The following is a 12,082-nucleotide window of genomic DNA, read 5'->3' on the forward strand; positions in this document are numbered from 1 at the left end:
AGTATTGACGCACAATGCGACGGATCTTCCGGAGCTTTGTGTGCCATGTCCCAGCTTCACGATCTCTACTATTTTCTTTTCCCTACGCCGCTTGCCGCCGAGACGGCCAAGAGGTTACTGCAGCGCCTCCAAGGACCCTGTGGGGCGGGCAGAGGCGAGCCAATGTCCTTGGATCGGCTGCACATCACGCTCCATTACCTGGGGCGCTTTCTGAACAGCATCCCCCGAGAGGTAATCGACTTGGCGCTGGCGGCGGGTAGCGCCATGGACTACGAACCGTTTGGGGTCCGCCTCGACGTGCTGCAGTCCCGGGGCGGCTTTGAAAAGGGGACTTTCGGCACCGTCGAGTTGGCGCCACAAGCGGGCGCTGCGCGTGAATTGCGAGGATTTCAACATGCGCTTGGCAACACGATGCGCCGCATGGGGTTTGCAGAAACTCAGATCCGCAGCCATTTCCACCCGCACATGACTTTGCACTACAAGCACGAACGCATTGACCCAATGGTGGTTGCTCCCGTGGCGTGGACCGTGACGCAGTTTGCCTTGGTAGACAGCCTCTACGGCCTGAGCAGGCATGATGTGCTCGCGCGCTGGTCCTTGCAGGCACGGCAGCAGGCCTTTCTTGATTGGTGATGTTGCGAAGCATGTGGATGCCCATGCGCACTCGCAGTCCGGCATCGTCGTCCGAAAGCTTCCGCGGCTACCTTCCCCTGAAGCCATTCGACTTCTCGTTTCTTCATGACAACACTTCACGATTTCTGGCCCCATTGTGGTTTCCAAACACTGGAGCACGATGTTCGTGGCTGGCTGGCTCCCTCCGATGGATACCTGCGTTGGCTGCTGGCCCGACCAGAGCTGGCGCTGGTGCCGGAGTCGTGCGCTGCTGAGATCGCACTGCATGAATCGCTGAAGGTGTCGCCCGCGCGGGTGGTTGCCTCTGCGGAGCTGGCTGCTTTGCAGGACGCGGACGCCCGCGAAAACTACACCGTATTCCTCCGCTTTCGCGATGGCCTGCTGGCCGCGGGCACGCTGGAGGTGTACTACTTACAACTCATGCGCAGTGGAGCGGTGAACGTGCCCACCGTGTTCATTGACGCGGTGGTACAGGCCCTGCTGCGCAATGTGCTGGATGACTGTAACGACGCCTTCGAAGCCCGCGCTGCAGAGATGCTGTTTCGGCCCCAGCGCATCACCTTGCAAGACGGGCAAATGCTGGCCGGCGACCGGGAGACGCTCGACATGCTTAACGAGACTGCGGGTCTGGGCGAGGTGGGACGCTTGTTGCTGCAAAGCGGCGCACTGCAGCCCACGGCGCAGGTCAAAGTGCTGTCGGCCGACAACGCGGCGCAATATTGGCAGGAGAGCGACCGCCACCACTTTCTGCTCGACCTGACCCACGAGCTGACACAGGACCTGAGCCATGGCCTGACCTTCAAGATGACCCGAGCCCGATCGGGCCTGAAGGCGTTGGCGCGGGTGCTGGAGCGCTGGGTCGCCCACCTGCTGGGTGTGCAGGTGTTGATCGAGCCTGTGCACCAGGTCACCGACAGCGCCTGGCGCTGGCATGTGGGGCTGGATGTGGAGTCCACTGCCATCCTCAACGACCTGTACCAGGACCGCCCGGTGGAGGCCGAGCGCATGCAGCGCCTGGTGAGCCTGTTCACGCTGACCTTTGCCAACCCGGCCGAGATGCGGGCCGATGTGGCAGGCAAGCCGGTGTACCTGGGGCTGGCCACCAACGCCGAGGGCGTGGTGCGCATCAAGCCGCAGAACCTGTTGCTCAATCTGCCGTTGGCATCGGCATCTTGATTGCTATTGAATCGATAGCTGCTGGCGCATGATGAACCGGCGCTAGCAGCCCATTGGATTCAAAAATTCTTTCCTCGGTTGGTAGCCCGGCAACTGGCCCTTATCCAATCGTCATCAGGCTTGCGTTTCCGCCAGCTGCTGCTGTGTTCACGCTCAGCGCACGTTCGATCAACAGGCGCTCCAGCGGGATGTCGGTGGCGCCGGGCTGCAGTGCGGTCACGCCCACGATGGGGCCGGGGCGGCGGGCGAGTGCGGCGCACACCGTCCGCAGGGATTCAGCGTCGCCATGGTGCAGCACGGAGTCCAAGGCCACGGAGCCATCGCTCACGGCGTTGTCTTGCAGCGTGACCTGAGCCTGCACGTGGGTGGGCAGCGTTGTGCGCAGTCCTGCTTGGGTGCTGGGCCACAGGGCTGTGCCGCCGCTGGCGAGCACGGCCGCCGTCTGCACCAGCAGGTCGTCCGCGTTGGGGGCCAGGCACAGCACACGGGCGCGGGGAGCCAGGGTGTAGACGTTGCGCTCGCCCGTGGGGCCGGGCAGGGTGCGGGCGGTGCCGCTCTGCGTTTCTTGCGCAAAACGCTGGCAGTGGCCTGCCAGGGCCAGGTTGCCCTGGTTGTGCGCCCAATGCTGCAAGGAGCCCAGCGGGGCCAGCTGACGTTCGCGCCGCTCGGTGTCGGGTGGGCTGGTGCGGTCGGCCTCGGCAAAGGTGCGCGCCAGCGTATCGGCCGGGCGCTGCGACAGCAGGCGCAGCAGGTACAACGGTCCGCCAGCCTTGGGCCCCGTGCCCGACAGGCCTTCGCCGCCAAACGGCTGCACGCCCACCACGGCGCCGACCATATTCCGGTTCACGTATACGTTGCCCGCATGGGCGCGGTTGACCACGCGGGCAATGGTTTCGTCGATGCGGGTGTGCACGCCCTGCGTCAGGCCGTAGCCGGTGGCATTGATCTGGTCGAGCAGGCGATCCAGGTCGTTGCGGGCGTAGCGCACCAGGTGCAGTACCGGGCCGAACACTTCGCGCTGCAGCTCGCCGATGTGGTTCAGTTCGATCAGGGTAGGGGGCACAAAGGTGCCCGGTGCGCTGACTGCAGAAACGTGATTCGGGTGCTGGAACACGCGGTGGCCTTGGGCCTTGAATTTGTCGATGTGCTGGGCGATGCCTGCCTGTGCCTCGGCATCAATGACGGGGCCCACGTCCACACGCAACTCGGCGGGGTTGCCGACGCGCAGTTCGCCCATGGCGCCTTGCAGCATCTCGACCACGCGGTCGGCGGCTTCTTCCTGCACGCACAGCACACGCAGCGCGGAGCAGCGCTGGCCTGCGCTGTCAAAGGCGGACGACACGGCGTCGCCCACCACCTGTTCCACCAAGGCGGATGAGTCCACGATCATCGCGTTCTGCCCGCCGGTCTCTGCGATCAGCGGGATGGGGCGGCCTGCTGCATCCAACCGCCCGGCCACAGTGCGCTGCAGGATGCGCGCGACTTCTGTGGAGCCGGTAAACATCACGCCCATCACGCGCTCATCGCCAATCAGGCGCGCGCCCACGGTCTCGCCCTGGCCGGGCAGCAGCTGCACAGCAGCGCGCGGCACACCGGCCTGCCACAGCACGCGCACGGCCTCAGCTGCGATCAGCGGGGTTTGCTCGGCCGGCTTGGCCAGCACCGGATTGCCTGCGGCCAGTGCTGCGGCCACTTGGCCCATGAAGATGGCGAGCGGGAAGTTCCAGGGGCTGATGCAGGCCACCGGGCCCAGCGGGATGTGGGTAGCGTTGTCGAAGGTGCTTTGCACCTGCGCGGCGTAGTAGCGCAAGAAGTCCACGGCCTCGCGCACTTCGGCCACGGCGTTGCTGGCGCTTTTGCCCGCTTCGCGCATCAGCAGGCCCATGAGGGGCTGGATGCGCTCTTCCAGCAAGTCGGCCGTGCGCAGCAGGGTCGCGGCGCGCTCGGCGGGTGGCGTGGCGGCCCACGGGGCTGCTGCGGCCTCGGCGTGGGCCAGGGCCTGGTCCACGTCGGCAGTGGTGGCCTCTTGCACGTTACCCACCACGTCGCTGTGGTCGGCGGGGTTGCGCACGGGCTGGTTGGGACCTGCAGGGGCATCGGTGCCCAGCAAGGGAGTCGCCGTCCAGGCATGGGCCGCCGTGGCTTGCAGGGCGGCGGTCAGTTCGGTCAGCGTGTTCTCGTTCGACAGGTCCAGCCCGCGCGAGTTGGCGCGGTGGGCGCGGTACAGGCACTGGGGCGTGGCAATGCGCGGGTGGGGCAGGCCAGCGGTGCCTTCGGTGGCGGCTTGTTGGTCCACTAGCTGCACGGGGCTTTTCACCAGCTCATCCAGCGCAATCGTTTCATCGGCAATGCGGTTCACAAACGAGGTGTTGGCGCCGTTTTCCAGCAGGCGGCGCACCAGGTAGGCCAGCAGCGTCTCATGCGTGCCCACGGGGGCGTAGATGCGGCAGGGGCGGCCGAGCTTGCCCGCAGTGACGGCGCCCACCACCTGCTCATACAGCGGCTCGCCCATGCCGTGCAGGCACTGAAACTCGTACTGCCCGGCGTAGTAGTTGCTGCCTGCCAGTTGGTAGATGGTGGCCACCGTCTCGGCGTTGTGGGTGGCGAACTGGGGGTACACGGCCTCGGGCGCGCCCAGCAGCTTCTTGGCGCAGGCGATGTACGAAATGTCGGTGTGCACCTTGCGGGTGTAGACGGGGTAGTCCTCCAGGCCATCGACCTGGGCGCGCTTGATTTCGCTGTCCCAGTAAGCGCCCTTGACTAGGCGCACCATCAGGCGACGCTGGGTGCGGCGCGCCAAATCCACCACGTAGTCGATCACGAAGGGGCAGCGCTTTTGGTAGGCCTGAATGACAAAACCAATGCCGTTCCAGCCCGCCAGGGTCGGCTCGTGGCACAGGCGCTCCAGCAGGTCCAGCGACAGCTCCAGCCGGTCGGTTTCCTCCGCGTCGATGTTCAGGCCAATGTCGTACTGCTTGGCAAGCGCCGTGAGGCGCAGCACCTGCGGGTACAGCTCGTCCATCACCCGGCCAAACTGTGCGCGGCTGTAGCGCGGGTGCAGGGCCGAGAGCTTGATGGAGATGCCTGGGCCCTCGTAGATGCCACGCCCGGCCGAGGCCTTGCCAATCGCGTGGATGGCCTGCTCGTAGGACTGGTAGTAGAGCTTGGCGTCTTCGCTGGTCAGCGCGGCCTCACCCAGCATGTCGTACGAATAGCGAAAGCCCTCAGCCTCCATCGTGCGGGCGTTGCGCAGGGCTTCGTCAATGGTCTCGCCGGTCACAAACTGCTCGCCCATCATGCGCATGGCCATGTCCACACTCTTGCGGATCAGCGGCTCGCCGCCCTTGCCGATCAGGCGGCTGAGCGAGTTACCCAGGCTGCCTTCGCTGTGCGTGGCCACCAGCTTGCCGGTAATCAGCAGGCCCCAGGTGGCGGCGTTGACGAACAGCGAGGGGCTCTTGCCCAGGTGGGTATCCCACTGGCCGTGGCTGATCTTGTCGCGGATGAGTGCGTCGCGTGTGGCCTTGTCGGGGATGCGCAGCAGCGCCTCGGCTAGGCACATCAGCGCCACGCCTTCTTGTGACGACAGCGAGAACTCCTGCAACAGGCCCTGGACGATGCCTGCGCGCCCGGCGCTGGCCTTGCGTTCGCGCAGCGCCTTGGCAATACGCAGCGCCAGTTGCTGGGCCGGCGCCGCCTGGTCAGCAGGCAGGCGGGCCTGGGCCAGCAGCGGGGCCAGGGCCTCGGGCTCGGGGCGGCGGTAGGCGGCGGTGATGGCGGCGCGCAACGAGTTGTTCAGCGGCGTGCGGGGGGCGAAGTCGGCGAACGGAGCGGAGGGCTGAGCGTTGAGCTGCTGCGTCATGGCGGTGTCTTTCGGTGGTTTGGAGGGCCAAACGAGGGTTTGGGTGCGTTACTGGCGATGATCCTTGTGTTGTGGGTGAATAAATGTTCGAAAATGGTTTGCAGTACCGAATAAATCGCTAATCAACATGCAAACAGAAACTGATCTGGACCGCATTGACCGCAAGATCCTGTCAATCCTGCAGGAGGATGGCCGTATTGCCAACCTCAAGCTGGCCGAGGCCGTGGCCTTGTCGCCCACCGCCGTTCTGGCGCGGGTGCAGCGCCTCACGCGCGATGGTTTTATCCTGGGCTACGAGGCGCGGCTGAACCCCCTGAAGCTGGGTGCGGGCATGCTGGTGTTTGTGGAGGTGCTGCTGGACCGCACCACGCCCAACGTGTTCGACCAATTCAAGGCCGCTGTGCAGGTGCACCCCGAGATCATGGAATGCCACATGGTGGCGGGCGGGTTCGACTACCTGCTCAAAACCCGCTCGGCCGACATGAATGCCTACCGCGTGTTTGCGGGGAACGTGCTGTGGCAACTGCCGGGCGTGCGCGAGACGCGTACCTATGCGGTGATGGAAGAGGTCAAGCACACCAACCATCTGCACCTGCGCTAAGAGGGCAGGAGGTCTGGCAGGCCGCCGTCCGGGGTCGATTGGCTCTGCAGGGCAAAGCCCGCATAATGCGCTGCAGCAACCGTCAGACTGAGGAGAAGAACCATGCGAGCCATTCCAACCGCTGCCGCCGCCCTGTTGGCCGCCCTGTTCAGCCAGTCGGCCGCCGCCGGGTGCTATGTGGTGTACGGCCCCGACAAGGACATCGTCTACCGCGCCCCCGAGCCACCGGTCGATATGTCACGCCAGATCCACGAAACCCTGCCCCGAGTCGCTCCGGGGGGCACGCTGGTCTTTTCTCCCGACGATTTTGGCTGCGAACTCACCATCAACAAGCTGCCGCTGGCCTCGGCAGCATCGGCGCCAGGCGGCGTGCGCCCCGCGCGTGCAGACCGGGGCTGAACCCCTGCGCTTGTTGCGAGGGCCCCCGGGGGGGGCTCGAGTCCCGGGCCTGAGACAATCGGGGGATGAGCGAACCGAAAGAATTATCCCCCTCGTTTGAACCCGTGGCCCAGGACGCCACTGACTTGCCCGAGGGCTGGCTGCAGGTGCAGTCCATGGACCTCGATGCCCAGGGCGTTGCCCGCAAGCCCGATGGCAAGGTCGTCTTTATCGATGGTGCCCTCACGTCCGAGCTGGTCACCGCCAACACCCACCGCAAGAAGAACAACTGGGAGCAGGCCAGTCTGGTGGCGATTCACCGCGAATCGTCGCAGCGCGTGCGCCCTGGTTGCCCCCATTTTGGCCTGCATGCCGGTGCCTGCGGTGGCTGCAAGATGCAGCATTTGCACGTCGGTGCCCAGGTGGCTGTCAAGCAGCGGGTGCTGGAGGACAACCTCTGGCACCTGGGCAAGGTCAAGGCCGAGACGGTGATGCGCCCCATCGAAGGGCCCGCCTGGGGTTACCGCTTCCGTGCCCGCCTGGCCGTGCGCCATGTGATCAAGAAGGGCCAGGTGCTGGTGGGCTTCCATGAGCGCAAGAGCCGCTACATCGCCGACATGCAGACCTGCAAGATCTTGCCCCCGCATGTGGATGCGATGCTGATGCCGTTGCGCGCGCTGATCGCCAGCCTGGACGCGCGCGACACCTGTCCGCAGATCGAACTGGCCTGCGGCGACAACGTGACCGCCATGGTGCTGCGCCACCTGGAGCCGCTGAGCGCCGACGACCTTGCGCGGCTGCGTGCCTTTGGCGCCGAGCATGGCGTGCAATGGTGGCTGCAGCCCAAGGGCCCCGACACAGTGAAACTGCTGGACGAGGGCGGCGAGCAGCTGTCGTATGCGCTGCCGGATTTCGGCATCACCATGCCCTTCAAGCCGACCGACTTCACCCAGGTGAATCCGCACATCAACCAGGTGCTGGTGACCCGGGCGCTGCGCCTGCTGGATGTGCAGCCGCACGAGCGCGTGATCGACTGGTTCTGCGGCCTGGGCAACTTCACGCTGCCGCTGGCCACACAGGCCCGTGAGGTGCTGGGCATCGAGGGCAGCGAGGCCCTAGTGGCACGCTCGCGCGAAAACTATGCATTGAATCAGGCTCTTGCGCTCGGCCATAAAGCGCTTTCAGCTACTGAATTTGTAGCGCGCAACCTGTTTGAGATGACCCCCGAGATGCTGGTGGCGGATGGCGCTGCCGACAAGTGGCTGGTGGACCCGCCGCGCGAAGGCGCCTTTGCACTGGCCAAGGCATTGGCCGACATCGAGCAGTCGCGCATTGGCGCCGAAGGGGCGGGCCCGCTGCCCGCCGGGGCCGAGGGCTGGACACCGCCAAAGCGCATCGTTTACGTGAGCTGCAACCCTGCCACCCTGGCGCGCGATGCGGGCCTGCTGGTGCATCTGGCGGGCTACAAGTGCACGGCTGCAGGCATGGTCAACATGTTCCCGCACACCGCACACGTGGAGAGCATGGCGGTGTTCGAGCGGGCGTAAGGGCGGGGCGCCGCGGCTGGGGCTTGGGGCCCTGGCGCGCACGCCCGCTGGCAGCCAAGGGAAGAAGACGGGAATGAAAGGGGCTGGCCTGGCCCCCGGGTGACTCCGGCCGCTCAGCTGCGGCTGCGGCTGGCTGCGGGGTCGCGGGTTTCGGTTTCGATCTCGGTGTTGCTGCTGCTACCGCCCTTGCGCGGCTCGGGCTTCTCGGCCTTGGTCAATACCGAGGGGGTGCCCTCGATCTTGTTCTCGCGCATATAGGCGTCCATCTCTTTCCAGCCTGCAAACACCGAGGCCTTGGCAGCCTTGGGATTGAGGGTGTAGCAGTCTTCCAGGCCGCGCAGCGCGTGGCGGCAGGCACCGCCGATGGCTTTGGCTTCGGCGTCGCGCTGCGCAACACGGGGGTCAGGGCCCAGGCCGGGGATCTTGTCGCAGCCGCTCAGCAACAGCACCAGGGCTGTGGCAGCCAGCAGGCGCAGCGGGGTGGAGGGCTGGTTGACATACATGTAATTGCATTATCGGCAGGACTGCGCCGCTATTGAGGCTTGACCTTGGTGCGGGCTCAACAAAAAAGCAAAAGGCTCCCGAGGGAGCCTTTTGTTCTTTGGGTGGGGCCGCAGCCTGCGCGGCTTACTCGCGCTCGCCGCCCATGATGCCCAGCAGGGCCAACAGGCTCTGGAACACGTTGAAGATGTCCAGGTATAGGGCCAGCGTGGCGCTGATGTAGTTGGTTTCGCCGCCATCGAGGATCTGCTTGAGGTCATACAGCATGTAGGCGCTGAAGATGCCGATGGCCAGCATCGAGATCACCATCATGCCCACGGTGGAGCCCACAAACACGTTGATGATGCCGCCGACCATGAGCACCAGCGCGCCCACCATCAGCCACTTGCCCATGCCCGAGAGGTCGCGCTTGATCACGCTGGCCAGGCTGGCCATGACCACAAACACGCCTGCGGTGCCGGCAAACGCCGTCATGATCAGGTCGGTGCCATTCTTGAAACCCAGCACCATGCCGATCAGGCGCGAGAGCATCAAGCCCATGAAGAAGGTGAAGGCGAGCAGCACGGGCACGCCAGCGGCCGAGCGCTTGGTCTTTTCGATTGCGAACATGAAGGCGAACGCGCCGCCCAGGAACACGATCAGGCCCACGCCGCCACGCAGCGACTGGGTGATGCCGGTGGCCACGCCGATCCAGGCGCCCAGCACCGTGGGGATCATGCTCAGGGCCAGCAGCCAGTAGGTATTGCGCAGCACCTTGTGGCGCTCTTCCTGCGAGATGCCATAGCCCGCAGAGTGGCCCAGGGTGGTGACTTGGTCGTTCATCATCTTGTGTCTCTCCTTGTTGGCCTGCACAACGCAGACGCCCCAAATTTTAGGCGTTGCCGGTTTTTGGCCGCGCAATAACCGCATCCGGTCACCTACTTTTGGTAAGGGTACTTTCACCCTGCATGGGGGTGAGCGCGCCGCGTGATGCCGCTATGCTTGCGGCTCCCTCGGTCCGGGCGCTCCAACAGGGCGGGCCCGCGCGATTTTTCCTTCTTCTTTTTCCTATCCGGATACCTCCATGAAAACCAAGCATGAACTCGAACTGGCCGACGTCAAGGCCATCGCCGCCGCCGCCGAAGCCGAGGCCCTCAAGAACAGCTGGCCCGTGACCATCGCCATCGTGGACGATGGCGGCCATCTGCTGTGGCTGCAGCGCCTGGACGGTGCCGCGGCCGTGTCTTCGCACATTGCCCCCTCCAAGGCCCGCACGGCCGCGCTGGGCCGCCGCGAGAGCAAGGTGTATGAAGACGTCATCAACGGCGGCCGCACGTCCTTCCTGAGCGCGCCCACCATCGACGGCCTGCTCGAAGGCGGTGTGCCGATCATGAAGGACGGCCAATGCTTGGGTGCCGTGGGTGTGAGCGGTGTGAAGTCCACCGAAGACGCGCAGATTGCCCGCGCCGGGATTGCAGCCCTGGGCCTGTAAGGGTGGCGTGGACGGATGGGCATATCCAGCCCGTCGCACACAAAAAAACCGGCTGAAGAGCCGGTTTTTTTGTGTGCAGCCGCTGCGGGTTCTGGGAGCGGCAGGCGAGGAGCAGGAATCGCCATCGGGGGAGAAAAAAAGCCTGGCTACGCGGGCGAACCCGTTGGCTGGCAAAAACGACCCTTGCGAGCTTGTGGCAAGCCCGGGAGTCGCCCCACGATGAAACTGTTGGGGGCTGGCAGCGGTCTGGCTGTGCTGCCGAGGGGGATGGGGGGCTGGGGGCTGCGTTACTTGGTCAGGATCAGCTTGCCCAGCTTGGTGGCCTGCAGGCGGTACACCGAGCCGTTGTGGCTGATGGCCACGGCTTTCTGGCCTTGCAGCAGGGCGCTGCTGTCTACCGCCGCCGATACGGACTCGGCGCTGTGGGCGCCCTCAGCCGGGGCGGCGAGCGAAGCCGCTTTGTCGGATGCGGCGGAACGCAGGAGCGAGGCGGCGGTCAAGGTGGCTTGCATGGAGGTTTTTTCCTGTGTCATTGCATTGCGTTTTGCTAATGATAACGATTCGCAATTGCGAGTCAAGCCAATTGCGTGTTTCTTTTTGTTCTTTTTTTGTCGGGTGGGATTGGCGCTGATCCAGCTTGTGCAGCCCCGTTGGCACAGGCGCGGTGGGACACGGCGGCGAGCAGTAAAAAAGCCCGGCAAGCAAGGCTGGCCGGGCTGGAGCAACGAGAAGCGGGGCTGTTGCTATCTACTGCGGGTCGGTCACAAACCCGATCTTGCGCACCCCGGCGCGCTGCGCGGCGGCCATGGCCTGGGCCACGTATTCGTAGCGCACGTTCTTGTCGCCCCGGATGTGCAGGTCCGGCTGGGGCTCCTTGGCGGCCTCGGCCTGCAGGCGGGGGAAGAGTTCTTCTTCCGTCACCTGCGATTCGTTCCAGTAGAACTTGCCATCGGCCGCCACTGACAGGCGCACGGTCTCGGGCTTGATGTTCTCGGGCTGGTTGGTGGCGCGCGGCAGGTCCACGTTGACCGAGTGTTTCATCACCGGCACGGTGATGATGAAGATGATGAGCAGCACCAGCATGACGTCCACCAGGGGCGTCATGTTGATCTCGTTCATCACGTCATCGGCATCGTCTTGCGTTCCGAAAGCCATGGCTTAGTTGCCTTTCTTGATGGGCAGCACCTTGGCCTGTTCGCCACCGGCATTCACGCGGGCACCGGTCACGAAGTAGGCGTGCAGGTCGTGTGCAAAGCTGTTGAGGCCACCCAGGATGGACTTGTTGCCGCGCACCAGCGCGTTGTAGCCCAGCACGGCAGGGATGGCCACCGCCAGACCCAGAGCCGTCATGATCAGTGCCTCCCCGATAGGCCCGGCCACCTTGTCGATGGTGGACTGGCCGGACGTGCCGATGGCCACCAGCGCATGGTAGATGCCCCACACGGTGCCGAACAGGCCGATGAAGGGGGCCGTGGAGCCCACCGAGGCCAGGATGGCCAGGCCCGACTGCAGGCGGGCGGTGAATTCGTCGATGCAGTTGCGCAGGCAGCGTGTGACCCAGTCGCTCACGTCCAGGCTGTCGTGCAGGTGGGCCTTGGTATTGCGGTGGTGGGCGGTGGCTTCACGGCCTTCCAGGGCTAGGTGGCGGAAGGGGTTGGTGGGGTCAGCGCCCAGCTTGGTCAGGCCCGCAGCAAAGTCTTCGCTGTGCCAGAAGTCCTGGGCGGCACGGGTGTGCTTCTTGAACTTGATGATGTCCAGCGCCTTGATGAGGATGACGACCCACGAGGCCAGCGACATGGCCAGCAGGATGATGGCGACGGCGCGGGTGACGAAGTCGCCCTGAATCCATACGTTGGCGATGCCGAATTGCGATTCCATGAAAAAACTCCCTGAAGCGGTGATCTGAAACTGTG

The 12,082-nt window shown here is 64.9% G+C and carries 12 protein-coding genes; 6 read left to right on the top strand and 6 right to left on the bottom strand.

The features are described from left to right. Positions 1-45: 45 nt before the first annotated feature. Together CBY09_RS17450 and CBY09_RS17455 are read left to right on the top strand one after the other, a co-directional pair. A complete protein-coding gene (locus CBY09_RS17450; RefSeq protein WP_094290863.1) occupies positions 46-633 on the top strand; it encodes a 2'-5' RNA ligase family protein in 588 nt (195 codons plus the stop codon). Positions 634-738: 105 nt separating this feature from the next. Beyond that, the gene (locus CBY09_RS17455; RefSeq protein WP_094290864.1) at positions 739-1,809 is read left to right on the top strand and encodes a DUF6352 family protein; all 1,071 of its coding nucleotides are present in this window, start codon (positions 739-741) and stop codon (positions 1,807-1,809) included. A gap of 100 nt (positions 1,810-1,909) precedes the next feature. Here the strand turns inward: CBY09_RS17455 and putA are convergent, their stop codons facing one another. Next, a complete protein-coding gene (putA, locus tag CBY09_RS17460; RefSeq protein ID WP_094290865.1) occupies positions 1,910-5,671 on the bottom strand; it encodes a trifunctional transcriptional regulator/proline dehydrogenase/L-glutamate gamma-semialdehyde dehydrogenase in 3,762 nt (1,253 codons plus the stop codon). A 127-nt stretch (positions 5,672-5,798) separates the two neighbouring features. On the opposite strand from putA, the gene CBY09_RS17465 reads away from it, so the two are divergent. The 3 genes from CBY09_RS17465 to rlmD all read left to right on the top strand — a co-directional run bounded on the left by CBY09_RS17465 (position 5,799) and on the right by rlmD (position 8,197). Continuing rightward, positions 5,799-6,272: an Lrp/AsnC ligand binding domain-containing protein gene (locus CBY09_RS17465; RefSeq protein ID WP_094290866.1), complete on the top strand. Its 474-nt coding sequence runs from the start codon at positions 5,799-5,801 to the stop codon at positions 6,270-6,272. Positions 6,273-6,374: 102 nt separating this feature from the next. Continuing rightward, a complete protein-coding gene (locus CBY09_RS17470; protein ID WP_094290867.1) occupies positions 6,375-6,671 on the top strand; it encodes a hypothetical protein in 297 nt (98 codons plus the stop codon). A 65-nt stretch (positions 6,672-6,736) separates the two neighbouring features. Next, positions 6,737-8,197, top strand: a complete 1,461-nt coding sequence (rlmD, locus tag CBY09_RS17475; RefSeq protein WP_094290868.1) for a 23S rRNA (uracil(1939)-C(5))-methyltransferase RlmD — start codon at positions 6,737-6,739, stop codon at positions 8,195-8,197. 113 nt (positions 8,198-8,310) lie between these two features. Here the strand turns inward: rlmD and CBY09_RS17480 are convergent, their stop codons facing one another. Together CBY09_RS17480 and CBY09_RS17485 are read right to left on the bottom strand one after the other, a co-directional pair. Continuing rightward, positions 8,311-8,700, bottom strand: a complete 390-nt coding sequence (locus CBY09_RS17480) for a hypothetical protein (protein ID WP_094290869.1) — start codon at positions 8,698-8,700, stop codon at positions 8,311-8,313. Between the two features lie 124 nt (positions 8,701-8,824). Then, the gene (locus CBY09_RS17485; RefSeq protein ID WP_094291212.1) at positions 8,825-9,520 is read right to left on the bottom strand and encodes a Bax inhibitor-1/YccA family protein; all 696 of its coding nucleotides are present in this window, start codon (positions 9,518-9,520) and stop codon (positions 8,825-8,827) included. Positions 9,521-9,761: 241 nt separating this feature from the next. On the opposite strand from CBY09_RS17485, the gene CBY09_RS17490 reads away from it, so the two are divergent. After that, entirely contained in the window at positions 9,762-10,169 is a 408-nt protein-coding gene (locus CBY09_RS17490; RefSeq protein ID WP_094290870.1) for a GlcG/HbpS family heme-binding protein, read from the top strand. 287 nt (positions 10,170-10,456) lie between these two features. Here CBY09_RS17490 and hemP read toward each other — a convergent pair whose 3' ends face one another. The 3 genes from hemP to CBY09_RS17505 form a co-directional block, all read right to left on the bottom strand. Then, a complete protein-coding gene (hemP, locus tag CBY09_RS17495) occupies positions 10,457-10,681 on the bottom strand; it encodes a hemin uptake protein HemP (RefSeq protein WP_094291213.1) in 225 nt (74 codons plus the stop codon). Positions 10,682-10,916: 235 nt separating this feature from the next. Beyond that, the gene (locus tag CBY09_RS17500; protein WP_094290871.1) at positions 10,917-11,324 is read right to left on the bottom strand and encodes an ExbD/TolR family protein; all 408 of its coding nucleotides are present in this window, start codon (positions 11,322-11,324) and stop codon (positions 10,917-10,919) included. A gap of 3 nt (positions 11,325-11,327) precedes the next feature. Next, complete coding sequence (locus tag CBY09_RS17505) at positions 11,328-12,047, bottom strand: MotA/TolQ/ExbB proton channel family protein (protein ID WP_094290872.1); 720 nt, start codon at positions 12,045-12,047, stop codon at positions 11,328-11,330. Positions 12,048-12,082: the final 35 nt, after the last annotated feature.

The organism is Acidovorax kalamii, assembly GCF_002245625.1.
GTDB lineage: Bacteria > Pseudomonadota > Gammaproteobacteria > Burkholderiales > Burkholderiaceae_C > Acidovorax > Acidovorax kalamii.

What these genes read in the sequence shown, in the direction of transcription:
- CBY09_RS17450 (WP_094290863.1), top strand. Translation starts at nt 46, where the DNA reads ATGTCCCAGCTTCACGATCTCTACTATTTTCTTTTCCCTACGCCGCTT.
- CBY09_RS17455 (WP_094290864.1), top strand. Translation starts at nt 739, where the DNA reads ATGACAACACTTCACGATTTCTGGCCCCATTGTGGTTTCCAAACACTG.
- putA (WP_094290865.1), bottom strand. Translation starts at nt 5,671, where the DNA reads ATGACGCAGCAGCTCAACGCTCAGCCCTCCGCTCCGTTCGCCGACTTC.
- CBY09_RS17465 (WP_094290866.1), top strand. Translation starts at nt 5,799, where the DNA reads ATGCAAACAGAAACTGATCTGGACCGCATTGACCGCAAGATCCTGTCA.
- CBY09_RS17470 (WP_094290867.1), top strand. Translation starts at nt 6,375, where the DNA reads ATGCGAGCCATTCCAACCGCTGCCGCCGCCCTGTTGGCCGCCCTGTTC.
- rlmD (WP_094290868.1), top strand. Translation starts at nt 6,737, where the DNA reads ATGAGCGAACCGAAAGAATTATCCCCCTCGTTTGAACCCGTGGCCCAG.
- CBY09_RS17480 (WP_094290869.1), bottom strand. Translation starts at nt 8,700, where the DNA reads ATGTATGTCAACCAGCCCTCCACCCCGCTGCGCCTGCTGGCTGCCACA.
- CBY09_RS17485 (WP_094291212.1), bottom strand. Translation starts at nt 9,520, where the DNA reads ATGAACGACCAAGTCACCACCCTGGGCCACTCTGCGGGCTATGGCATC.
- CBY09_RS17490 (WP_094290870.1), top strand. Translation starts at nt 9,762, where the DNA reads ATGAAAACCAAGCATGAACTCGAACTGGCCGACGTCAAGGCCATCGCC.
- hemP (WP_094291213.1), bottom strand. Translation starts at nt 10,681, where the DNA reads ATGCAAGCCACCTTGACCGCCGCCTCGCTCCTGCGTTCCGCCGCATCC.
- CBY09_RS17500 (WP_094290871.1), bottom strand. Translation starts at nt 11,324, where the DNA reads ATGGCTTTCGGAACGCAAGACGATGCCGATGACGTGATGAACGAGATC.
- CBY09_RS17505 (WP_094290872.1), bottom strand. Translation starts at nt 12,047, where the DNA reads ATGGAATCGCAATTCGGCATCGCCAACGTATGGATTCAGGGCGACTTC.